Genomic DNA, 23,392 nt, shown 5'->3' with positions numbered 1-23,392 from the left:
TCACCTCAAGCAAGCAGGCTGCGGGCTTCATCTTCGCCGAGCAGCGGCGGTTGTGCGACTGCGCCCGCAATCGCAACCGCGCTCCCGGCCTCGCTGGATGCCAGGGTCGCTTCCATGATCTCGAGAACATGAAGGGCCAAATCGCCGGAGGCGCGCGGCGCCCTGCCCTCGCCAAGTGCGCGGACGAGATCGGCAACGCCCAGCATGCGATAATTGGCGCGGGCGGGAGCGCTGTACGGCCAGTTCAGGGCGCCATACAGTTCGCCCTCGCTTTCGAAATTCTTCCATTCGGCGCCGCGCTCGGAAAGCGAAACCGTTCCGCCGAACGTATCGGGATCGGGCAGGCGCAACGAACCTTCCGTGCCGTGCAGCTCGATTGGATGATTGGAGTGCCGGAAGACGTCCCACGACGCACCGAAATTCACCGTCGCGCCCGATTGAAACTCGAGAAGCGAGAGCACGTTGGTCGGCGTGCCCACTTTGAACGTCGTGTTCTTGAAGGGGCCATCAGCGGTGATCAGCCGTTCTTCCTGGCCTTTCGTCGCCATCGCCATGACGCTTTTCACCGGGCCGAGCAGATTGACCAGCATCGTCAGGTAATAGGGACCCATGTCGAACATCGGCCCACCACCGGGCTGATAATAGAATTGCGGATTGGGATGCCAATGTTCCATGCCGCGGCCGAACATGAAGGCGGTGCCGCTGACCGGGCGGCCGATCGCACCTGCATCCATCAGGCCTCGTGCACGCCGGCCGGCGGCGCCGAGGAATGTATCGGGAGCCGAACCCAACAGAAGACCGCGACCTCCGGCTTCCGCCACTAGCTTGCGGCCCTCGGCGGCCGACGTCGCGAGCGGCTTTTCGGTGAAGACGTGCTTGCCCGCAGAAAGCGCCGACATCGTCACGTCGAAATGGACGGCCGGGATGGTGAGGTTCAGGACAAGGTCGACTTCTGGGTCGGCCAGGAGCGCATCGACCTCCATCGCCCGGATGCCATATTCCTTCGCCCTCAGCGCCGACATGTCGGATGAGATGTCGGCACAGGCCCTCAATTCGGCTCCGGCAAACAAGGCGGCGTTACGCAGGTAGGTCATCGAGATATTGCCGCAGCCGATAACGCCGATGCCCAGCCTGGTTTCCGGATATGCTTTCATGAATTGGCCTCCCCACCAATTTCAGATGTTTAGCCCATCATCGATGGGCATCGCTGCCGCGACAATCGCTATAGAACATTTTATTTCTTGACGCGCGATAAATTTTTATAAACCATGCGGAAATAGCAATCCGACCGTCACACGCGGCTCGCCAGGGGACGTCGCCACTTCACCATCATGCCAAGAGCGCGGTCATACCGGTCCGGCGGCATATCAACGAAGGCCTAGGCAGGTCGAAGTCAAGGAATGGGCATGAGTATCAAAGACCTGAAAGTCGGCTGCCAGACATTCACCTGGGAAATGCTCGGGAGAAACTGGAATAGCGGCCCGGACTATCTGCTGGAAGCCATTGCGGAGGGCGGCTACGCGGGCATCGAGATTACCGACACGATGATCGGCCACTACGCAGATAGTCCCGATGATTTCGCCGCGAGCCTGAAGAAACATGGCCTGACACTCGTGTCTTTTGCGATGGGCTCCAAAACCGGCTTCACCGTCAGGCAAGAGCTCGAGAACGATCTCAGGACCACACAGCGCTGGATCGATTTCGCCGCCGCCTTTTCCGGCGCTCTCGTTTCGATCGGCTCGGCGACGGTTGTCTCCGAAGGACCACGGGAGGCGAAATTCGAAATCGCCGCTGAGTTCTACAATCGGGCCGGCGAACTGGGCAAGGCTTCCGGCGTGGATATTGCTGTGCATCCGAGCTCGCACCACAATACGCTGCTGTTCGACCGTGCCGATTATGACCGGATCTTCTCGCTTATCGACAGGAACCTCGTCGGCTGGGTGCCCGATACCGGCCATATTCTGCGCGGCCACGACGATATTCTGGATACGTTGCGAACCTATCAGGACCGTATCCGCTATCTGCACCTCAAGGACGTCGATGCAGACGGCAAATGGGCCATGCTTGGCAAAGGGGTCTGCGATACGCCCGCCGTGATCGACATCGTCGCTGCCGCGCCGCGCTTCAATGGCTGGCTGGTCTTGGAAGAAGAATCAGACATGGCCGCCGCCGATCCCGTGGCAGCCGTCCGGGCGAACCGTGAAACGATGCGCCGCTACGGCGCCTGAGGGAGAAGTCATGATCCGTAAGGAAGACCGTCGGCTGCGTGTGGGCGTGCTCGGCTGCGGCCCGATCGCACAGTTTGCCCATCTCGAATCCTGCGTGAAGGCAGGGAATGCCGATCTTTACGCCATCTGTGACGCAGCACCCGACCTGCTTGCGCGCATGGGTGCGACATACGAACCACAGAAAATGTATGCCGATTATGACGCGATGCTTGCCGATCCCGAGCTCGAAGCCGTCATCATCGCCACGTCGGACGCCTATCACGTGCCGATGTCGGTCAAGGCGCTCGATGCGGGAAAGCATGTGCTCTGCGAAAAACCGACGGGTATGACGATCGAGGAGGGCCGGGCGCTCGCCGACGCCGTCAAGCGCTCCGGCAAAGTGCTGCAGGTCGGTCACATGAAGCGGTTCGACCCGGCGCTGGAGGCTGCCCGGGCTTTTGTCCGTGACGATATCGGCGAGATCTTCGCGCTGAAAGCCTGGTACTGCGACTCCACCCACCGCTACACCAATACCGACGCGGTCCAGCCTCTGCCGATCACCAGCAAATTTGCCAGAAAACCCTCCGGAAATCCCAAGGCTGACCTGCGCCAGTATTTCATGCTGGCGCATGGCTCGCATCTCGTCGATACCGCCCGTTTCCTGTGTGGCGAGATCGTCGCGGTGCGAGCCCGCCTTCTCGAGCGTGCCGGCGCCTATTGCTGGTTCGTGGAGACCGAATTCGCCAATGGCGCGCTCGGTCATCTCGATCTGACGGTCGCGGTCCGCATGGACTGGCATGAGGGCTTCCAGCTCTATGGCGAAAACGGCTCGGTGATCGCCAAAACCTTCAATCCATGGTACCTCAGGGCGAGTGAAGTCGAGATCTTCCATGAAAAGGACGCGACGACCCGCAAGCCGCTGGGAGCCGACGGGCACTTCTTTCGCCGGCAACTGGAAGGGCTTGCCGATACCGTGCTGAACGGCGCGCCGATGCGCGGCGCTGATATAGAGGATGGCATTGCCTCCATCCGCGCCATGGTCGCCATCGCCCGCTCGGTCGAAACGGGCGAACGCGTCGCACTCGCAACCGTCACGGGATCGGTCTGATGCTGCTTGGCATCTTTGCAAAGACCTTCCCCGGCACCGATCCGGAGCACGTGCTCTCGGCCGTGCGTAACAGCGGATTTGCGACGACGCAGTTCAATCTCGCCTGCGTCGGCCTGCCGTCGATGCCGGATGCAGTGGCGACGGAAACGATTACCGCGATACGGGCGGCATCTGAAGAGACCGGCGTTTCGCTCGCAGCACTATCGGGCACCTATAACATGGCCCATCCGGACAAATCCGTGCGAGAAAGGGGGCTCAAACAGCTTGGGGTGGTGATCGAAACGGCAGCGGCCCTGAAGATTCCGCTGGTGACGCTCTGCACCGGCAGCCGCCATGCCCAGGACCAATGGATGCATCATCCGGACAATGCGCTTCCGTCCGCCTGGGCCGATATGGCCGCCGAAATGGACAAAGCGCTGGAACTTGCCGAGCGGTGCGACATCGATCTTGGCATTGAGCCGGAACAAGCAAACGTTGTCACGTCCGCTGCTGATGCCGTGCGGTTGATCCGAGAGATGGGTTCGAAGCGCCTGCGCATCGTGCTCGATCCGGCAAACCTCTTCGAGAAGGCGACACCGGCCGAAGTGTCCGAGATCGTCGCCAGGGCGATCGAACTCTCGGCCGGGCATGTGACGATGGCCCATGCGAAGGACCGCGATGCCGACGGCCGCTTCGCGACGGCAGGTCAGGGTATCGTCGATTTCCCCGCCTTCATCGACGGCCTACGCGCGACCGGTTTCAGCGGTGCGCTCGTCACGCACGGCCTTGCGGCGGAGCAGGCACCCGCCGTCGCCAGATTTCTTTCGGATCTGATCCGATGAAGGTGCAGATCACCCTCAGGCGAGACGATGCCGACCTTTCCATTCAAGACTTCGGGACCGGCAAAGCCTTGCTCTTTCAACACGGGCTCGGAGGAAATGAAGCGCAGGTCGCGCAGGTTTTCCCCGAAGGGTCAGGCTGGCGGCGGATTACAACCGAGTGCCGCGGACATGGCAGTTCGACGCTCGGAACGCAGCGCCCCTTCTCGATTGCGATGTTTGCAGCCGACGTCATCGCCGCGGCGGACGAAAAGGGAATAGACCGGTTCATCGCCGGCGGTATCTCTATGGGCGCAGCCATCGCGCTGCATCTGGCAAAAATGCATCCCGAGCGGGTCATGGGTCTCATCCTGGTCCGCCCGGCTTGGTCCTTTGCCCACGCGCCCGACAATCTCGCGCCGATCCGCGAGATCGCGGCTCTGCTTCGATCTCATCCACTTGCCGAAGGTCAAGTGCTTTTTGCCAAGTCGGCGACAGCGGAACGTCTGCGGGTGGAAGCGCCGGACAATCTTGCTTCCCTGCTCAGCTATTTCGAGCGCCCGGATGCGTTAGCCTTTGCCAACGTGCTTGATGACATCGCCTCGGATGGCACCGGCGTTTCGCGAGAAGACGCGGCAAAGCTTGCTATTCCCGCCCTCGTCCTCGGCAATCAGCAGGATGCCATTCACCCTCTCGCAGTCGCACGGTTGACGGCTGACGCGCTTCCAAATGCGCATTTCCTCGAAGTGCCGGCAAAGGCAGCGGATGCCGAAGCGCATTTCGCCGCGGTCCGAACGGTTATCCTGCAATTCCTCACCACCGAATTCAAACATCGGAGCGTCGCTCAGCCATGACATCGAAATCCCTCTCGGGCGGCGCCATCGCCGCATTGCCCCGCCATAGGCTGCTCGGCGAGTTTTCACTCTGGTCCGCAGATCTTGCAAATGTGGAACGCGACCTTCACCGCATCGAACCCTATGTCGATCTCCACCATATCGACGTTGCCGACGCGCGCTTCACACCCGGCTTCCTGTTCTTTCCCGATTTCGTCGCCCGCATCGCCAAGCTGACGGCAAAACCGATCCATGTGCATCTAATGGTCGAGGCCGAGATTGTCGAGGAGCAGACACGCCAGTTCATCGAAGCGGGCGCCGATCTCGTCAGCGTTCATGCCGAGAACGGTGAGGCTAGCCTGCGCGCAGTGGCCCTCGCAAAGGAGCTTGGGGCCGAAGCCGGCGTCGTCCTGCGGCTGGAAACTCCGGTCGCCGAGGCAGAACCGTTCCTCGCCGAGGTCGCTTTCTTCACGCTGCTCGGGACCTCGATCGGCGTCAAGGGACAAAACCTTTCGGACAAAGCCTGCGATCGGCTTCGCGAAGCGCGCTCGCTGATGAAGCGTGCCGGACGTGAAAAGGAGATCGTTCTTGCGGCGGACGGCGGCATCCGCGAACAGACCGTTCCGCTGTTGCGGGCAGCAGGTGCCGAGACGGTCGTGCTCGGATCGCTGGCGTTCGGCGACACGAATCTGCCGCAGCGTATCGCCTGGCTGCATGCTCTGGAGACCCGGCCCTGATGAGCAGAATTGCGCTTGCATTCGATCTGGGTGGAACGGAGTTGCGCGCTGCACTGGTTGGCGACGGCGGCAAATTGCTGGCTTTCGCATCCGTGCCGACGCGCGCCAGGGATGGACCGGATGCCGTTATCGAGCAGATCACAATGCTTGCCGAGAAAACCTGCTCGCAACGTCCCGACGCCAGGCCGCTCGGTATCGGCATCGGAGCGCCCGGCCCGCTCGATCCGGTCGCGGGCATCCTTACAGCACCGCCGACGCTCTCGGGCTGGCGTGAAGTCCCCCTCGCGCGCCTTCTTCAGGACCGCTTGAACCTGCCTGTCCGATTGGAGAACGATGCGAACGCCGCCGCTCTCGGCGAATGGCGTTTCGGCGCCGGCCGCGGCGCGGCCTCGCTGGTGTTCGTCACCGTGTCCACCGGCATCGGCGGCGGGGTGATCTCCGACGGCCGGATCGTGCATGGGCGCCGCGGGCTCGCAGGCGAAATCGGCCATATGACCATCACCAGCGAGAGCGAACGATGCCTTTGCGGGGCGGTGGGCTGCTTCGAGGCGGTGGCGTCGGGCACGGCACTCGGCCGGCGTGCGACGGCTCTGACAAAACCGGGCGACGGTTCGGCGCTGCGAACGCTGTCCCACGACGGCGAGGTGACGGGCCGACACGTTGTCGAGGCTGCGCGCGGGGGTGACGAAGCAGCCCTTGCGCTAATTGACAGGGAAGCCCGCTGGCTCGGCATCGGCTTTACCAATCTGCTCCATCTCTACTCGCCCGACATGATCGTCATGGGCGGTGGAATTTCCCACGGCTACGATCTCCTTCGCAAACCGATCGAGGGAACCATTCAGGAGCGGGCGATGCCCGCTTATCGCGATGTGCCGGTCGTGCCGGCACAACTCGGAAGGCATGCCGGCTTGATCGGTGCCGCAAGCCTGATCTTTCTCAATTGAGAGGTTCCGAAATCTACTGTTTCCGTTACCCTGCAGGACGAGAGCCGAGAGTTGACTTAGACTGTGGTAAATGCAGCGCAAGCTGCGACAGCACGCCTTCCCTAACAATTCGCTGCCATCGACGTGCTCGCTGTCGTTTGGCAGTTAACTGCTAGACTTCGGTCTGAACGATATCAAATAGTTGTATCGGCATATGAATTGAGAATGGGGATTTAACTTGAGAGTCACGTGCGAAGTTTGGCGAGCTCGATGCCCGCCCTGATCGCTGCTGTCTTGCGGCATGCAAACAGTGCATCGACCACGAGTTCAGGCGACACTACGCCAGTATGGGCGTCCTCAACAATTGTTTCCATGGTATCCCCAGAGCCTCGACCGATCTCGCTGGCAGCGCCAGCCGCAGAAATAATGCGTATATCCGCATATTCGACAATACCTACCGCACTAACCCTATCGGGTGCTCGCCTCCGTGGCCGAGTTGTCCTGCCGGCCTCCGCCGACGTTATTCGAGTTGCTCTTTCTCGCCTGCAGACTGCAAATCGAGCATCGGGAATTCGCGTCAGACGAGAGGGTGAGGAAGGGCAGGAGCTTCAGCGTCAGCGTTGCGCGGCGGAAGCAGGAGCGACTGCCCAACGACCTCGTGTTCCGCTTCCGGATCTGACCCGCCACACGTCGCCATTGTCGCAACAGACGACCGGCCATCTCCAGCGCAACTGGAAGCGCGCCCCTGAACATCGATACCGCGAACCGCCGCCATGTTCACTTGACGCGAAATAGCCTTGTCGAATGCCGCAAAAATCGGTCCCATTCTGTGCCGGGCGCACGTGAGGCGACGCTATCTTGTCGTCAGATGTTGCAAATCAACCAGACGGCTGCCGTTTTAGGCCCTCAATGTCGGCGTTGAAGTGGCGCGTGCTGGGGAAGAGTTTCGCCGTCGTCGCGAAAGAAGTGCGTGAAGTTGCAACAGCGCTCGGCGGTGGTCGCGTCACACTATTATTCGCTCACACTAAACCGGACACTAGACAGTCGGAGGCCAGATATCCGTTTCATGGTCTGGATGCTGATGGTTGGTGCTCGTGATCCGGTGCAGCATCTGAGGGTTGTCGGCGTAAGTCGGTCGGTCGCCGGGTACCTGTACGAGCCCAGAATACCAAGATACACGACTCTCGTTACCGTACTGATTTTCGGGCGGCGCACGGTTAGGCTCGTCGAGCGTACCGACAAGAACACCGATGTCCTCGCCATCAGGATAGTCGAATGTCAGCGGGGTGCCGCAGTCGCAGCAGTATCCGCGGCGCCCGACATCCGAACTGCGGAAATAGCTGACTGCACCGCGTGTCACGCGAAATGCCGTCTTCATTACGGGGCAGATGATCGCGAAGGGGCCGCCTACTGCCTTCTGGCACATTCGGCAGTGACATATGTGAACATTCTGCGGTTGCTGATCGAGCGAATATCGGACGGCACCACATTGGCAGCCTCCCGTCAGAACGATGGTTTGCATAATGTCTTCCACTGACTAAGTTTCGGAAATCGGCGACGTCCAGGACTCCTGCGGGCACATGCTTCAAAGTCGGTCCTTGCGAGATAGTATCCCGCGAAGAAGGTCCACATCAAGCAACGTCCCTGGCGCCTGTGGCGCCATAGACTTCATCGTTGATGAAGCTTGCTTCCTGCGACGCGCGAGCAGGACAAAAACAAGCGCCAGCGGGTGGCGCTCATCAGTCAGGCGACTGAGCCGTATCAGGACTCGGAGCAGGCCGAGACTTGTAATCCGATTATGCGCTGGTTCCGGAAAGAATTTCTTTCCCGAACCCCAAATTCATTTGTCTGGACTTGCCCCGAGCATCGGTCGACGGTCGGCGCCATAGACGCCGCCAGAACTCCTGGCGCCGTGATGTGCAGAGGCTATATGTCGTTCGAATTTGACGTTGATGATCCGCTCCTAGCAAAGGCTGCCGAGTTGCGGGCGGCGTTCCACCGGGATGCGGTCGATCGGGACAAGCAAGGGGGAAGACCTGTTGAGCAGATCAGGCTCCTGAAGGAAAGCGGCCTGCCGTCGGCGCAAATCGCGAAAGCCTATGGTGGGCAGGGGGCTCCCTGGCTGACGATCCTTCGCATCGTGCGGGAATTCGCCAAGACCGACGGGTCGCTCGCACATCTCTTCGGTTACCATCATCTGCCTCTGAACCTCATCCTCTTTCGGGGTTCGAATCCCCAGAAGGATAGGTGGCTGAGCGGATCGGCTGCCGGCAACTGGATCTGGAGCAATTCCGGCAATGCCATGTCGAAGACCTCGACAGGCGAAAAGACCAAAGGCGGCTGGACGATCAACGGCAGCCGTCCCTTTTCCTCGGGCTCGCACATTGCCGACTATATTCAGATATCCTGGGAAAATTCATCCGGCGAACGCCTGACCGCGGCGGTCCCCGCGGATCATCAGGGCATCGTGATTGCGGATGACTGGGATGGCATCGGCCAGCGGCAAACCGGCAGCGGCACCGTCCATTTCCGCGATCTTCACATCGACGACGATGAGGTGATCAGCGCGCCTTCTGTGCCACTGACGCCTTACGCGTCCCTCACCTCGCTTCTTCAGCAGAGCGTACTTCTCAACGTGTTCGTCGGCAGCGCCCAGGGCATCCTGGAAGAGGGCCGCGACTATACGGTAACGTCATCCCGACCGTGGATCTATTCGGGCGTGGAACGACACATCGACGACCCCTGGATCAAACGCCAATATGGCGAACTCTATATCCGCACGCTTGCGGCCGCAGAGCTTGCCGACAAGGCTGCCCGCAGCCTCGATGACGCCTATGCGCAAGGACCCTCCCTGAGCCACGCCGATCGTGGTGCTGCCGCCATCGATATCGCCACGGCCAATCTTTATGCGGGCGAGGTCGGCCTTGCCGTGTCGAGCGAGGTCTTCGAGGTCATGGGCGCGCGTTCCGCTACGCAGGCCAACGGCTTCGACCGTTTCTGGCGCAATGTGCGGACCCACACGCTGCACAATCCTGCCGAATACAAGAAGCGCACGGTCGGCGCCTTTCTGCTGACGGGCGAGTTCCCCGTGCCGGCCATCTACCGCTGAAAGGATATTCCATGGCAAGACGCAAGGACCAGATCAAGCTCGGTGCCTTCCTGCTCTTCACCGGCCACCATGTCGCCGCCTGGCGCCATCCGCAGGCCTCTGTCGGCACGGAATTCGAAAATTATCTCGAACTTGCACGCCTTGCCGAGGCTGCGAAATTCGATGCCATCTTCTTTGCCGATGGCGTGGCAGCACGGTTGAAAGACGTCGAAGCGGCAAGCCGCAAGGCCCATAGTGGCATTTATCCGTTCGAACCGATCACGTTGCTTTCCGCGCTTTCCTCCGTCACCCGCAATATCGGCCTGATCGCCACCGCCTCGACGAGCTTTTCCGATCCGTTCAATCTGGCACGGCAGTTTGCGTCCCTCGACCGGTTGAGCGGCGGGCGGGCCGGCTGGAACCTCGTCACATCTTCCGATCCGGACGCCGCCTATAATTTCGGGCATGACGCGCAGATCCTGCATGCCGACCGTTACGAGCGCGCCGAGGAATTCGCCGATGTCGTCCTCGGCCTCTGGGACAGCTTTGAAGACGACGCCTTCATTCGCGACAGGCAATCGGGACGCTATTTCGATCCTCACAAGCTCCACAGGCTCGATCACAGTGGCAAGCACTTCAAGGTGCGCGGCCCCCTCAACATCCCGCGCTCACCGCAGGGGCGGCCAGTCCTGGTTCAGGCGGGAGCCTCCGAGCCCGGCAAGGAGCTTGCCGCGCGTACCGCGGAAGCCATATTCGCCGCCCAGATCACCCTTGAGGAAGCGGTCGCTTTCTACGCCGATGTCAAAGGCCGCCTTGCCAAATTCGGCCGTTCACATGACGATCTGAAAATCCTGCCGGGCATTTTCCCTGTTGTCGGCAGAACAGAATCCGAAGCGCAGGAAAAGTTCGAATCCCTGCAGGCGCTCATTCAGCCCGAAGTCGGACTGAACCTGATCTCCCAGCTCTCCGGTGTCGATCTATCCGCCTATCCGCTCGATGGGCTGGTGCCCGACGATCCGCCGGCCACCAATGCCGGTAAAAGCCGACAGGCTCTCGTCCTTGATCTCGCCAGACGCGAAAATCTGACGATCCGCCAGCTCTATCTGCGAATCGCCGGCGCCCGCGGCCACTGGCAGGTGGTCGGCACGCCGGTCCAGATCGCCGATGTGCTCGAAGAGCGTTTCGAAAATTACGGGGCCGACGGCTTCAACATCATGGCGCCGCTGATGCCGGGCGGGCTTGCCGACTTCATCGAGCTCGTCGTTCCGGAGCTGCGCCGCCGAGGCCTCTTTCGCACTGAATACGAAGGCGCGACGCTGCGCGAGAATCTGGGTCTCAAGCACCCGGCAAACCGCTTCGCAGATGCCGGCAATGCTGCGGCGGCAGAATAGGGAGAAACCAATGAGCCACGACAAGCTTTATCTCATCGAACCGGGTTTTTCCGATCCCAACAAGCCGGGCGTCAGTTTCGTCTGCCCCTATTGCAACGCTATCGAGGGACTGCTGGCGTCCTTCCCCGATCTAGCAGGCAAGATCAAGGTGGAGCGGGTTGCCTTTCCCCGGCCGCGCGCAAGCGTGATTGCTGCCGTCGGCGAGGAACATCAGTCGTTGCCCGTGCTTGTTCTCGCCGAGAACGCACCGGCTGATGCGGAACACTGGAATGGCGTGCGTTTCGTCAACAAGACCGATCGCATCCTCGAACTGCTTGCCGAGCGCCATGGCTTCCCCCGGCTTCATAACTGAAGGAAGAACACCGTGACCGTAAAGCCTGGAACGTTCGAGCCAAATCAACCAGAGCCGACACCAAATCTGCCTGCCCTCTTTGAGGCGGATCGAGACAATCCCTATCTCGCCAAGGCGGCCGAACTCACGGAGATCTTTGCTCACGATGCTGTCGAACGCGACCAGCTCGGCGGCCGACCCTGCGAACAGATTAGGCTTCTGAAGGAGAGCGGCCTCGTCAATCTGCTGATCCCGAAGGAATTCGGCGGTGAGGGGCAGCCCTATTCGACCGCGCTCAGGGTTCTGCGTGAATTTTCCAAGGTCGATGGTTCGCTCGGTCATCTCTACGGCTATCATTTCAGCCCGCTGCAGAACGCGGCGACGGCTGGCGACAATCGCTCACATGAGATCTTGCGTCGCTCAGCGGATGGCCGCTGGTTCTGGGGCAATACGACCAACAGTTTTTCGAAGAGCCTGTTCGGCCGAAAGACCGCCGGTGGTGTCATCCTGAACGGCTTTCGCCCCTTCGCCTCCGGCTCGCATGTCGCCGACTATCTCATGGTCGCCTGGGAAGACGAGGAAACCACGCAGCGCAGCTTTGCCTATATTCCGGCCAATCGTCCGGGGATCACCATCGCCGACGATTGGGACGGTATCGGCCAACGGCAGACAGGCAGCGGTAGAGTCTTCTACAAGGATGTCGGGATCGACGGTGACGAAATCCTGGCGGAGCGCCCGCGCGACCCGATCGCGCTTCTGGCGCCCCAGCAGCAGCAGAGCGTGCTCCTCAACGTCTTTGTCGGCACCGCCCAGGGCGCGCTCACAGCAGCCCGCGACTATACGGTCACGAAATCACGGCCCTGGATCTATTCGGGCGTCGAGCGACACGTCGACGATCCCTGGATCAAGCGGCAATATGGTGAGCTCTGGACGAAGGTGCAGGCTGCGACCGCGCTTGCCGACCGGGCAGCTCAGGCCCTGGACGCCGCCTATGCCAAAGGCGCTGCGCTGACGGCGGACGAGCGTGGCCAGGCAGCGATTGCAGTTGCTTCCGCCAACGTGCTGGCCGGCAAGGTGGCGCTCGAGGTCACAAGCGAGATCTTCGAGGTCATGGGCGCGCGGTCGGCGGTGCGCGCCCATGGTTTCGACCGGTTCTGGCGCAATGTGCGCATCCATACGCTGCACAATCCGGCCGAATACAAGACACGCAATGTCGGGACGTGGTTCCTGACGGGCGACTATCCGGAACCCGGGATATTCCAATGAGCGGGCGTGAGCTTCATCTCAACATCAATATCCTGCATTCGGGCTTCTCGCCTGCGGCTTGGCGGATGGAAGGCAGCGATCCTCGCGCCTCCTTCGATATCAATCACTACATCAATGTCGCCAGGATCGCCGAACGCGGCACGTTCGATGCCGTCTTCCTCGCCGACCAGGCGGCGATCTCGGACCGGGTGGACTTCCGGCCGCTGACCTCGCTCGAGCCAACGATCGTGCTTGCGCTGGTCGCCGCCAACACACAGCATATAGGGCTCATCGCCACCGCCTCGACGACCTATAACGAACCCTACAATATCGCCCGTCGCTTTGCGACGCTTGACCATGCGAGCGCCGGCCGGGCCGGCTGGAACATCGTCACCAGCGCCGACCTGTCGCAGAGCCGCAATTTCGGCCTCGAAAAGCCGGTCGCCCATTCCAGCCGCTACGAGCGCGCCGGCGAATTTACCGCCGTCGTCAAGGCGCTGTGGGACAGCTGGGAGGAAGATGCCTTTATCGGCGATGTCGCGACAGGCCGTTTCGTCGATCCGACACGTGTCCATGCGATCGCCCATCGCGGCAAGCATTTCCAGGTGCACGGGCCGCACAATATTCCACGCCCGCCTCAGGGCCATCCGGTTCTCGTCCAGGCCGGCGGCTCGAACGATGGAAGAGAGCTTGCGTCCGAACATGCCGAAGCCGTTTTCTCCGCCTCGCAATCCTTCGAAGAGGCGCTCGATTATGCCGGCGACCTGCGCCGGCGTGCTGCCCGCTTCGGCAGGCCGGCCGACAGCATCCTCGTGCTTGCCGGCCTCGCGACGATCATCGGCAGTACCGAGATCGAGGCCAAACGCCGGCAGGAAGAGCTGCGCGAGCTGATACCGCTCGAATATAGTCTCGCTCGACTTGCGGGCGTGCTGCAGCTCGACGCCAAGAACCTCGACCTCGACGCGCCGCTACCGGACGACATTCCGCTGCCGCCCGATGGTGGCCATACATTCTTCCGCGCCACGCTGGCGCTCGCCAAACGGGAGGGGCTCAGCGCGCGCGGCCTGATCCGCGCCTTGAACGGAGGCACTGGCCATCGCACCATTGTCGGCACGCCACAGGACGTTGCCGACGACATCGAACGCTGGTTTGTCGCCGGTGCGGCAGATGGCTTCAACCTGATGCCGGACGTATTGCCGCACGGGCTCGAGGTCTTCGTCGACGAGGTCGTGCCGATCCTGCGCAAACGCGGACTGTTCCGGCAAGCCTATAGCGGCCGGACGCTTCGCGAGCATCTCGGTCTTGCCCGCCCGACCAACCCGTATGCGGCCGCGGCAGAATAGCGATCGACAATGACAGCAGACAGGGGAAATCGATATGACGCCATCAACAGCAACAGAAAGAAACGTCGGCAACGACAGGCTGAAGGCGCTTGCCGGCGAGCGTTACCGCAATAAGCAGCAGCTTTCGGGCGATTGGACCGAAACCATCGAGACGATCCTCTCACATCGGAGCGTGCGTCACTATCTGCAGGACCCGGTACCGGCGGAGGCAATCGAGCTTGCCGTTGCCGCCGCCCAGTCGGCACCGAGTTCCTCGAACCTGCAGGCCTGGAGCGTGGTTGCCGTTGAAGACGTCGAACGTCGCGGACGTTTGAATGCGGTTGCCGGCAATCAACGCCAGATCGCCCAGGCCCCGCTTCTGCTCGTCTGGCTCGCCGATCTTGCCCGACCGCGCAAGATTGCAACCGAGCGCGGCGCGACGGGCGAAGGTCTTGACTACGTGGAGAGCTTTCTTCTTGGCGTGATCGACGCGGCACTCGCCGCCCAGAACGCCGTCGTCGCCCTGGAATCTCTTGGCCTCGGCACCTGCTATATCGGTGCGATCCGCAACGATCCGGAAACGGTCGCCCGCGAACTCGCCCTGCCCGATGGTGTCTTTCCCGTTTTTGGCCTGACGGTCGGTTATCCCGATCCGGCGGTGCCCGCCGGCGTCAAGCCACGCCTGCCGCAGACAAGCGTCCTGCACCGCGAGCGCTATCAAGATGGCGCACCGGCCGATGATCTCGCCGGTTACAATTATATTCTCAGAACCTTCCAGACCGAACAGACCATGCCTCTGATCGACTGGACCGATCAGGTTCGCAATCGCATCGGCACGGTCGAGGCGCTCAGGGGCCGCCATGTACTTGGCGAGGTGGCGCGCAAACTGGGGTTCCGGCTGAAATAGGCCGTCCCGGCCTGCCTCTGCACGATCTCACTCGGCGGCGATCATATCGAAATCGGATCGAGGGCTACGGGAGGAGGCGACCTCAATCGTCTGCGCGGCGCGCGCCTCGGCAAGCAGCCAGTTGCGGAAGAGATCGACCCGCATCAGCCGCGCCTTGTGGGTGGATGTGACGAAAAAATAGGAATAGCCGACCGCCTGCGGACTGCCGAGGGGGCAGACGAGCCGGCCACTGCGGATCTCGGCTTCCGCGAGCCGGATCTTGCCGAGACCGAGCCCCTGGCCGGCGACAGCCGCGTCGAGCACCAGCGAGGACTGGTTCAATCGGAAGCCGCCGCGCGACGGGCGATAGGAAAGTCCCTCGGCGCGCAGCCAGGCATGCCAGTCCGGGCAGGCATGGTCATGCTCAGCCCCTTCTTCATGAAGAAGCGGCACGTCTTCGATCGCCTCCGGTCGCTCCCACAATCCGTGGTGGTCGGCAAATTGCGGACTGCAGACTGGCACGACCGCCTCTGAGAAGAGATGATCGACCGCGAGGCCGGGATAGGCGCCGCTGCCGAAGCGGATCACGCAGTCGGCGTCGCTCGCGTCGAGGTCCGTCAGATCGGTCGAGGCTTCGACCAGGACCTGCAGGCCGGGGGCTGCGCGGCGAAGCGCATCGAGCCGCGGGATCAGCCATTTGCTGGCGAAGGACGGTGCGACGGACACCCGGATCGGCTGCTCGTGATCGCTCGTCGCAAACTGCGTCATGGCCGAAAGAACGGCGTCGAAGGCATCGGTCAGACCCGGCATCAGGGCGTGGCCTGCCGGTGTCAGCTGCAGCTGGCCGCGCACCCGGTTGAACAGCGGCTGGCCAAGGTAGTTTTCCAGGAGCCTGATCTGCTGGCCGACGGCAGCCGAGGTGACGTGCAGCTCTTCGGCGGCACGGATGAAATTGAGATGACGCGCCGTCGCGACGAAGGCGCGCAGCGACGTCAGCGGCGGCAGACGGGCAAGCGTCGGATTGATGGTCTTCCTGCGGTGGGGCGCGAGCGTGTTCATGCGCTGATTGCACCACAAACCGACCAGACAAGACGAGAACCCACTTTGCGCCGATAGCGAGGCCGGAAACATTTCCTTGCGCGTGATCACCCTTGCCGGAGAAGCAAAAACTAAAATCGAAAAATTGTCTACTAAAAGACTAGATTATTACGGCCCCGGCACGCCTGCCGATTTGCGCGAAGCTTTGCTTTCGGGCGCTGCTAGAAAAACATTCTTCTCGATTTCCCCTCCCCGGACCGATCATGCGCGCTCACCAAGGCGTGGGCCTCGGCAGGCCGAAACGGACACAGGGGGTCGTTATGGATATCAACAGACGTCAGCTCAATCAGCTCTTCGCGTTCGCAGCGCTCAGTGCGGTCGTGCCCATCGGCCGCTTTGCCGAGGCGGCGGAGCCTGTCGCCGGCGGTACGCTCAACCTGCTCGTCCAGCCGGAGCCGCCCACACTCGTCACCCTTGCACATACGGCAGGCCCGACCACACGCGTCTCCGGCAAGGTCACGGAAGGATTGCTGGCTTACGGGCTGGACTTCAAGCCGATCCCGCAGCTTGCGACCGCCTGGCACGTCAGCGACGACGGGCTGGAATACCGTTTCGAACTCAGGCAGGGCGTCAAGTGGCATGACGGAAAACCCTTTACCGCCGAGGATGTCGCCTTCTCCATCCTGGCGCTCAAGGAGGTGCATCCGCGCGGCCGGGCCACCTTCTCCAGTGTCAAGGAAGTGGCAACACCGGACCCCCATACCGCAATCATCCGTCTGTCGAAGCCGGCGCCTTATCTCATCGGCGCCTTGCAGGCGAGTGAATCGCCGATCGTACCCAAGCATGTCTACGAGGGCGCCACCGATCTTGCCGGACACGCAAATGGTCGCGCCCCGATCGGCACCGGTCCTTTCATCTTCCGCGAATGGGCGGTCGGCAGCCATGTGATCCTGGATCGCAATCCCGACTATTGGGACCAGGGCAAGCCCTATCTCGACCGCATCGTCGTCAAGTTCATTCCCGATGCCAGCGCCAGACTTGCAGCACTTGAGACCGGCGAAGTCGATATTGCTCCCGATACGCCGGTGTCGCTGAGCGAAATCGACCGGCTGAAAGCCTCGCCCACGCTTGCCGTCGACGATCGCGGCAACGATTATTCGCCGACTGTCTACCGCATCGAGTTCAACCTGCAGAACGAGTATTTCAAGCATGACAAGGTCCGCCAGGCCGTGGCCCATGCGATCGACCGGCAGACTGTCGCCAATATCGCCTTCTACGGCTATGCGGTCGCAGCGCCGAGCCCGATCAGCCCCTTCCTCAAGGCTTTCTATAATCCTGACGTCCCGGTCTATGCCCATGATCCGGCAAGGGCCGAACAGCTTCTCGACGAAGCAGGCTTCCCGCGCGGGCCAGACGGTGTGCGCTTCGAGGTGCCGCACGATGTGATGCCCTATGGCGACACCTATACTCGTATCGGTGACTATCTGCGCGATGCGCTGTCCAAGATCGGCGTCAAGGTGACGCTGCGCGGACAGGATGTGCCGACCTGGCTGAAGCGCGTCTACACCGACCGCGATTTCGCCTTCGTCACCAACGGCATGGGCAATACGTTCGATCCGACCATCGGCGTGCAGCGTCTCTACTGGTCGAAGAACTTCAAGAAGGGCGTGCCCTTCTCGAACGGCTCGGGCTACAACAATCCGGAAATCGACGCGATCTTCGAACAGGCTGCGGTCGAGAACGACAGGGCCAAACGCGTCGAACTCTTCAACCGCATGCAGGTGATCATCGCCCGCGATCTGCCCGATATCACGCTCGTCTCCTTCCGGCAGCTGACGATCTTCAACAAGAAGGTCCAGGACCATACGGTGGTTGCCGACGGTCTCTCGGGCAGCCTCTCCTCCGCCTATCTCCTCAAGAACGCCTGACAGGGACGATCCTCATGAGCATCAATCGTCGCACTTTCAACCAGCTGCTGCTTTTATCCACCGCCAGCACGCTCGTGCCCTCGTTCGGCCTCAAGGCCGCAGAAGACAAGCCGAAGCCGGGCGGAACGCTGAACTTTATCGTCGAGCCCGAACCGCCGACAATCCTGGCGCTGGCGCACACCGCCGGCGGCACGCAGAAGGTCAGTCCGAAGATCACCGAGGGGCTGTTGACCTATGATTTCGACCTGACCCCGAAACCGCAGCTTGCGACCGAATGGTCGATATCCGACGACGGCTTGAGCTACACGTTCAAGCTGCGTCCTGATGTCAAATGGCATGATGGCAAACCCTTCACCGCCGATGACGTCGCCTATTCGATCGAACTCTTAAAGCAGGTCCATCCGCGCGGGCGCGGCACCTTCGCCAATGTCGTCAAGGTCGAGACACCTGATCCCCTGACAGCGGTGATCCGCCTGTCGAAGCCCGCGCCCTACCTGCTCAGCGCTCTCTATGCGGCGGAATCGCCGATCGTGCCGAAGCATATCTACGACAATGTCGCGATCGCCGACGTGCCGCTCAACAAGAACGGTAGCGCACCGATCGGCACCGGCCCCTTCGTCTTCAAGGAATGGACGCGCGGCTCGCATATCATCCTGGAGCGCAATGCTGATTATTGGGATGCAGGCAAACCCTATCTCGACCAGATCGTCATCCGCTTCGTGCCCGATGGAGCAGCAAGAGCAGCAGGCTTCGAGACCGGCGAATTCGATATCGGCGGCGACAATCCGATCCCGCTCAGCGATCTCGAGCGCATCAAGGCGCTGCCGAATATCAACGTCGATTCCCGCGGCTACGAAACCAAGGGCGATCAGACCCAGCTCATCTTCAATCTCGACAACAAATATCTGAAGGATGTCAGGGTTCGCCGCGCCATCGCCCACGCGATCGATCTCGACGTCATCCTCAACACAGTCTGGTACGGTTACGGCCATATCTCGCCGACACCGATCAGTACCTTCCTGTCACGCTACCACGACGGCTCGATCAAGCCCTACGCCTACGATCTTGCGGCAGCCGAACAGCTTCTCGACGAGGCCGGCTACAAGCGCGGCGCCGACGGCACGCGCTTTGCCCTCAGGCTCACCCACAATTCCTACAATGAAGGCTTCAAGCGGGTCATCGAATATCTGAAACAGAATCTCACCCGTATCGGCATTACCGCGACGATCGATTCCTACGATTTCTCGACCTATATCCAGAAGGTCTATACCGAACGCGTCTTCGATGTGACGGCCGAATATCTCGGCAACCAGTTCGATCCGACGCTCGGCGTCCAACGCATCTACTGGTCGAAGAACTTCAAGCTCGGCCTGCCCTTTTCCAATGCGGCACATTACGCCAATCCGGAGGTCGACCGGCTGCTGGAGGCGGCATCGGTCGAAATCGACGAGCAGAAGCGAAGACAAGAATTCAACGATTTCCAGAGGATCATCGCCGACGAGGTTCCGGTGGTCAATCTGATCGCGCTGGAAAATGTCACGGTCTTCAACAAGCGGGTGAAGAACCACACGATCGGCGCCGAAGGCGTCCAGGCCAATTTCGCCGAGGTCTATATCAAGGACGGCGAAGGCTGACGGTTCGGGGGCGCATCTGACGATGCGCCCCCGATCGCTTTCCGATCTGTCGAATAAATGTTTGCTTAAGAGGCGGCGCGGGCCGGCGTGAATTTCGCGAGGATGCGGTCGGCAAGCGCGATCGCCTGCGTGCGCTGCTCGGTGATCGAGCTCGATTCCCAGGCGACACCGCGCAACGGATGGCCGATAGCGCTCAAGTTGCGGTGAACGCGCCCTTCCTCATTGATGAGGTCGCCTTCAGGGGTGGCGTCGATGCCGAAGCCGGTCGAATGCGGGCGCACCTCGCCGCTTGAAAGAAGCTGGCGAACAAACGGATCAGAGATTTGCCGCCAGTCGTGCAGCTGATGTCCACGGCAATCGATCACACCGCCGAACACGGTATCCTCGAGGCCGGCCGCCGTCTTCAGGGTTGCTGCGATACCGTTTTCATCAGGCCTTAGCGCCAGCAGGCGGGCCGTCTCTGCGACGAGCCGTCCCTGCGACCGCGCTTCTTCGACGCTGCGGTGGCTTTCCGGCGCGGATCGATGCGCCGTCACGTCCCAGAAGGCCCTCAGATGACGCGCAAAGCGCAGTCTTTCCCGATCCTCTGCGTTTTGCCAGAGCGGCAGGACGTGGTGGCGAATGGCAAGCGGCAGCCCCTGCCAGTCCCCACCGGCGGCGGCAAGCCGGCGCCGTTCCGCCTTGACGCGCGCAAGCAGGCCCCGCGCCGTCGAAGGAAGCGGCCCCTCGGCGAGAAAGTCACGGGCCGGCTCGGCATTCCTGCGACCCTCGACGAACTGGCCCCGCCGCGAAATCACCCGGTAGCGTCCACGAAACCCCCTCGCCTCCATGCTCGCGATCGCATCAACCATGGAGAGACTGGCACCGATGATGAGGATATCGGAACTGTCGCTCAACCGGTCGAGCGCTGCCGTGTTCCAGGGATTTTCGGCAAAGCGCGGATGTCCCGCCACAGCTGCCTCGGCAGGGCGCAGATCGGGCTGGAATACCCCGAGCGCCAGTACGGCCTCGTCCGCTTCCAAGACAGTGCCGCCCGTGGTCGCGACACGGACCCGGTGTGGCGATGATGACAGATGTGCCGCCGACGAACGGACGTGCTGCAGGCTCGATCCGGAGCGTGCCTGTGCAACCGCGCGCTTCAGTTCGTCGCACACATAGGTGCCGTAAAGATGGCGCGGCGGGCTGCTTGCGGCAACGTCTGCGGGCGGCTGCCAGCCGTTGGCGGGGTTGACGAGATGGGCGGGATCGCTGGTGCTATAGGCAACGCCGCGCCCGAGCTCGGCACGCGGCTCGATGATGGTGATCGACAGCGCGACCGTGGTCTGGTCGAGCAGTTTGAGCGCGGTTAGCGCGCCGGCAAACCCGCCGCCGATAATGATGACGGAATGGCCTGGCTTTGGATCGAAATGCATGAGACCTCCCTCCCCGTTACGCAGATCCGGGGGACGACAGCAAGAAAGGCGCAAAGATCTCCTGCCGACGCGGCGGCCGGAGATCCGGATGACCCCGGGCGATAGATGGAAGCGACGCGACGGGCTGGGTTCTAGAAGACCTTGCCTTCTTCCAGATGCGTCGTCGTTCCGTTGATGTAGAAATCGCCGACCACACGCGCCTTGTGTAGAAGCGGATTATGGTTGAGCACAGTGCGGATATTGCGCCAGTGGCGGTCAAGGTTGAGATGCCTCGATGTCGCCGAGCCACCGCCGAGTTCGAAGACGTTGGTTGCGGCAGAAAGCGCGATCTGAGAGGCGACGATCTGCGTGCGCGCCGTCGTCAGGGCGCTTTCGACAAGAGCCGCTTCCAGTCGTTCCGGATCGCCTGCTCCGAACGCCGCGACGGAACGGTCAAGCGCGCGGGCCGCCTCGCGGATCAGCGTATCGACAGCAAAGGAGCCGCTGGCGATCTCACCCAGAATTTTCTGGACAAAGGGGTCGGCATTGGCCGTCTCGGCCGCACTATGGGCAGCCGAACGCGCCTGTCTGCGCACGTAATCGGTGCCTTCGGCCACCGCACCGCGCACCGCGCCGGCCATGGAAGCGGCAAGGTGGAGCTGGCGCAGGGTCGATGTATGGCGCCCGACAAGCGAATTGAGGCCGCGCGTGGAAATCTCATGGGCCAGGACCTCGACGTCCTCGAGCAGCACGCCGCCGCTTGCGGTCAGCCGTTGGCCCATGCCGTCCCAGTCATCGAGAATGGTGATGCCTTTGCGGTCGACCGGCAAGAGAACGCTGACGAGCTGGTCCTCGTCATTTTTCGCGCTGAAGGAAGCGAAATCGGAAAAGGCAGTGCCCGTCGCATACCATTTGCGGCCATTGAGGCGATAGCTGTCGCCGGATTTTGAAAGCCTGGTCGTCACCTCGCCGGGCCGCTTGGTGCCCTGTTCCGTATGAGCGCCGCCGAACAGCTTGCCGGCAAGCACTCTGACAAGCTGTGTGCGATCGAGCGCTGTATTCGGATTGAGAATGAGGCTCTCGGTGAAATTGAAATGGCTGCGAAGCGCATGCGCGACATTGGAATCGGCCGCACCGATCGCCATGATCGTTTCGATATAGTCGAGGACACTGCCGCCAGGCCCGCCGAGCGAGGCGGGGATGCGCAGCGCTCCGAGACCGGCCTCCTTGAACAGGCGGAAAGCCTCAAACGGAAGCTCGCGATCGAGATCGCGCCGTGCCGCTTCCTTGCCGATTTCGGCTGCGAGCGCCGGTACCGTCGAAAGCAGGGCGGCAAGATCGGAATCGGGCGTTGATCCACCTGCAGATAACAGCACGGAAGAGGTCGGAATGGCCATGGTCAAGCTTTCAACGGCGGATTTTTGAAGAATGGGGAGGATCCACGCGAGAGCGGATCCTCCCCAACGGCCTCAGGCGACGGCGCGCGTCAGCGACACGACATTGTCGGTCCCACCTTCGCTGAGGCGCGGAACGCGCCCTTCGACCGGATGGCTTGGATCGTTGAAGCCCGGCGTCGACGGATGACCGGCCGTCACCAGCCTGTCGACCAGGGCCTCGTCCTCGGCATCGAGCTTGACGTCGAGCGCGCGGATATAGCTGTCCCAATGCTCTTCGGTGCGCGGACCGGTGATGGCGGCCGAGATCAGCTTGTTGTTCAACACCCAGGCGAGCGCGAACTCGGTCGGCGTAATGCCCTTGCGGTTGGCATGGGCAGCGATCTCCTTGGCGATCGCAATCGATTCCGGACGCCATTCGGTTTCGAGGATGCGCTTGTCGCCACGGCCTGCACGCGTATCGGCACCCGGCTCCTTGCCCGGCTCATATTTGCCGGTCAGCACGCCGCGGGCGAGCGGCGAATAGGAGACAACGCCGAGGCCGTAAGAGTGGGCGGCCGGCAGCTGTTCGGCTTCGGCCGTGCGGTTGACGATGTTGTAGAGTGGCTGGCTTGCGACCGGCCGATCGATGCCGAGCTGATCGGCAAGATGAGCGATCTCGGCGATGCGCCAGCCGCGGAAATTCGAGACCCCGAAATAGCGAAGCTTGCCCGCGCGGATAAGGTCGGCAATGGCGCGCACCGGCTCTTCGAGCGGCGCGTCGAAGACGGCGCGGTGGAAATAAAGAATGTCGATATAGTCGGTGTTCAGCCGGCGCAGCGAATTCTCCACCGTCTCGATCACCCATTTGCGCGAGTGGCCGCCGAGGTTCGGGCCCTTGGTGTGCGAGTTGACGAACTTGGTCGCCAATACCCAGTGATCGCGGCTTGACTTGATGCCACGGCCCACGACCTCTTCCGACTTGCCGTCGTGATAGACGTCGGCCGTGTCGATGAAGTTGATCCCCTGCTCGCGGGCCTTGTCGATAATGCGGAAGGCGACCTCATCGGGCGTCGGCCCGCCGAACATCATGGTTCCAAGGCTGAGCGGTGACACTTTGAGCGCGCTGCGCCCGAGGTAGCGATAATCGACCATTTCAT

At 61.8% G+C, this 23,392-nt stretch carries 20 protein-coding genes and 1 pseudogene; 14 read left to right on the top strand and 7 right to left on the bottom strand.

Annotation, left to right across the window (positions count from 1 at the left end; genetic code table 11):
* Nucleotides 1–5: 5 nt before the first annotated feature.
* On the bottom strand, nucleotides 6–1,154 hold the full coding sequence (locus tag J2X71_RS08880; protein ID WP_310381366.1) for a Gfo/Idh/MocA family oxidoreductase: 1,149 nt from the start codon (nucleotides 1,152–1,154) through the stop codon (nucleotides 6–8).
* A gap of 252 nt (nucleotides 1,155–1,406) precedes the next feature.
* On the opposite strand from J2X71_RS08880, the gene J2X71_RS08875 reads away from it, so the two are divergent.
* From J2X71_RS08875 to J2X71_RS08850, 6 genes are read left to right on the top strand one after another with little or no spacing between them, the layout of a single operon-like run.
* Nucleotides 1,407–2,228, top strand: a complete 822-nt coding sequence (locus J2X71_RS08875) for a sugar phosphate isomerase/epimerase (RefSeq protein WP_310381363.1) — start codon at nucleotides 1,407–1,409, stop codon at nucleotides 2,226–2,228.
* A gap of 10 nt (nucleotides 2,229–2,238) precedes the next feature.
* Entirely contained in the window at nucleotides 2,239–3,315 is a 1,077-nt protein-coding gene (locus tag J2X71_RS08870; protein WP_310381360.1) for a Gfo/Idh/MocA family oxidoreductase, read from the top strand.
* Nucleotides 3,315–4,136, top strand: coding sequence for a sugar phosphate isomerase/epimerase (locus J2X71_RS08865; RefSeq protein WP_310381357.1), 822 nt, complete (start codon nucleotides 3,315–3,317; stop codon nucleotides 4,134–4,136). Before J2X71_RS08870 ends, J2X71_RS08865 begins: the two co-directional genes overlap by 1 nt.
* Nucleotides 4,133–4,966 (top strand): alpha/beta fold hydrolase, encoded by an 834-nt coding sequence (locus J2X71_RS08860; protein WP_310381354.1) that lies wholly within the window; start codon nucleotides 4,133–4,135, stop codon nucleotides 4,964–4,966. The genes J2X71_RS08865 and J2X71_RS08860 overlap by 4 nt, the downstream gene beginning before the upstream one ends.
* Nucleotides 4,963–5,682, top strand: a complete 720-nt coding sequence (locus tag J2X71_RS08855) for a ribulose-phosphate 3-epimerase (RefSeq protein WP_310381351.1) — start codon at nucleotides 4,963–4,965, stop codon at nucleotides 5,680–5,682. Before J2X71_RS08860 ends, J2X71_RS08855 begins: the two co-directional genes overlap by 4 nt.
* Nucleotides 5,682–6,626 (top strand): ROK family protein, encoded by a 945-nt coding sequence (locus J2X71_RS08850; protein ID WP_310381349.1) that lies wholly within the window; start codon nucleotides 5,682–5,684, stop codon nucleotides 6,624–6,626. The genes J2X71_RS08855 and J2X71_RS08850 overlap by 1 nt, the downstream gene beginning before the upstream one ends.
* A gap of 242 nt (nucleotides 6,627–6,868) precedes the next feature.
* On the opposite strand, the pseudogene J2X71_RS08845 reads toward J2X71_RS08850, so the two are convergent.
* Together J2X71_RS08845 and J2X71_RS08840 are read right to left on the bottom strand one after the other, a co-directional pair.
* Nucleotides 6,869–6,979, bottom strand: a pseudogene (locus tag J2X71_RS08845) (SAM-dependent methyltransferase); the annotation flags it as partial.
* A gap of 662 nt (nucleotides 6,980–7,641) precedes the next feature.
* Complete coding sequence (locus J2X71_RS08840; RefSeq protein ID WP_310381346.1) at nucleotides 7,642–8,127, bottom strand: GFA family protein; 486 nt, start codon at nucleotides 8,125–8,127, stop codon at nucleotides 7,642–7,644.
* Nucleotides 8,128–8,535: 408 nt separating this feature from the next.
* Between J2X71_RS08840 and J2X71_RS08835 the strand changes: the two genes are divergently transcribed.
* From J2X71_RS08835 to J2X71_RS08810, 6 genes are read left to right on the top strand one after another with little or no spacing between them, the layout of a single operon-like run.
* Nucleotides 8,536–9,714 (top strand): acyl-CoA dehydrogenase family protein, encoded by a 1,179-nt coding sequence (locus tag J2X71_RS08835; RefSeq protein WP_310381344.1) that lies wholly within the window; start codon nucleotides 8,536–8,538, stop codon nucleotides 9,712–9,714.
* A gap of 11 nt (nucleotides 9,715–9,725) precedes the next feature.
* The gene (locus J2X71_RS08830) at nucleotides 9,726–11,084 is read left to right on the top strand and encodes an LLM class flavin-dependent oxidoreductase (RefSeq protein WP_310381341.1); all 1,359 of its coding nucleotides are present in this window, start codon (nucleotides 9,726–9,728) and stop codon (nucleotides 11,082–11,084) included.
* A gap of 10 nt (nucleotides 11,085–11,094) precedes the next feature.
* Nucleotides 11,095–11,436 (top strand): DUF3088 domain-containing protein, encoded by a 342-nt coding sequence (locus tag J2X71_RS08825; protein ID WP_310381338.1) that lies wholly within the window; start codon nucleotides 11,095–11,097, stop codon nucleotides 11,434–11,436.
* A gap of 12 nt (nucleotides 11,437–11,448) precedes the next feature.
* Nucleotides 11,449–12,681, top strand: coding sequence for an acyl-CoA dehydrogenase family protein (locus J2X71_RS08820; RefSeq protein ID WP_405049690.1), 1,233 nt, complete (start codon nucleotides 11,449–11,451; stop codon nucleotides 12,679–12,681).
* Nucleotides 12,678–14,003 (top strand): LLM class flavin-dependent oxidoreductase, encoded by a 1,326-nt coding sequence (locus J2X71_RS08815; protein ID WP_310381335.1) that lies wholly within the window; start codon nucleotides 12,678–12,680, stop codon nucleotides 14,001–14,003. The genes J2X71_RS08820 and J2X71_RS08815 overlap by 4 nt, the downstream gene beginning before the upstream one ends.
* A gap of 34 nt (nucleotides 14,004–14,037) precedes the next feature.
* The gene (locus J2X71_RS08810; protein ID WP_310381330.1) at nucleotides 14,038–14,889 is read left to right on the top strand and encodes an NADPH-dependent oxidoreductase; all 852 of its coding nucleotides are present in this window, start codon (nucleotides 14,038–14,040) and stop codon (nucleotides 14,887–14,889) included.
* Between the two features lie 27 nt (nucleotides 14,890–14,916).
* Here the strand turns inward: J2X71_RS08810 and gcvA are convergent, their stop codons facing one another.
* The gene (gene gcvA / locus J2X71_RS08805; protein WP_113320719.1) at nucleotides 14,917–15,927 is read right to left on the bottom strand and encodes a transcriptional regulator GcvA; all 1,011 of its coding nucleotides are present in this window, start codon (nucleotides 15,925–15,927) and stop codon (nucleotides 14,917–14,919) included.
* 299 nt (nucleotides 15,928–16,226) lie between these two features.
* Here gcvA and J2X71_RS08800 point away from each other — a divergent pair, with 299 nt between their 5' ends.
* Together J2X71_RS08800 and J2X71_RS08795 are read left to right on the top strand one after the other, a co-directional pair.
* Nucleotides 16,227–17,834 (top strand): ABC transporter substrate-binding protein, encoded by a 1,608-nt coding sequence (locus tag J2X71_RS08800; RefSeq protein WP_310381326.1) that lies wholly within the window; start codon nucleotides 16,227–16,229, stop codon nucleotides 17,832–17,834.
* Nucleotides 17,835–17,848: 14 nt separating this feature from the next.
* A complete protein-coding gene (locus J2X71_RS08795) occupies nucleotides 17,849–19,468 on the top strand; it encodes an ABC transporter substrate-binding protein (protein WP_310381324.1) in 1,620 nt (539 codons plus the stop codon).
* A gap of 65 nt (nucleotides 19,469–19,533) precedes the next feature.
* Here the strand turns inward: J2X71_RS08795 and J2X71_RS08790 are convergent, their stop codons facing one another.
* The 3 genes from J2X71_RS08790 to J2X71_RS08780 all read right to left on the bottom strand — a co-directional run bounded on the left by J2X71_RS08790 (nucleotide 19,534) and on the right by J2X71_RS08780 (nucleotide 23,387).
* Entirely contained in the window at nucleotides 19,534–20,880 is a 1,347-nt protein-coding gene (locus J2X71_RS08790) for an FAD/NAD(P)-binding protein (protein ID WP_310381322.1), read from the bottom strand.
* Nucleotides 20,881–21,011: 131 nt separating this feature from the next.
* Nucleotides 21,012–22,256: an acyl-CoA dehydrogenase family protein gene (locus J2X71_RS08785; protein WP_310381319.1), complete on the bottom strand. Its 1,245-nt coding sequence runs from the start codon at nucleotides 22,254–22,256 to the stop codon at nucleotides 21,012–21,014.
* Between the two features lie 72 nt (nucleotides 22,257–22,328).
* The gene (locus J2X71_RS08780; RefSeq protein WP_310381316.1) at nucleotides 22,329–23,387 is read right to left on the bottom strand and encodes an aldo/keto reductase; all 1,059 of its coding nucleotides are present in this window, start codon (nucleotides 23,385–23,387) and stop codon (nucleotides 22,329–22,331) included.
* Nucleotides 23,388–23,392: the final 5 nt, after the last annotated feature.

Source organism: Rhizobium sp. 1399 (assembly GCF_031455475.1).
In the GTDB taxonomy this organism is placed as follows: Bacteria; Pseudomonadota; Alphaproteobacteria; order Rhizobiales; family Rhizobiaceae; genus Rhizobium.
The sequence above is the reverse complement of the archived record's forward strand: the minus strand, read 5'-3'. Positions and strand labels throughout refer to the sequence as shown.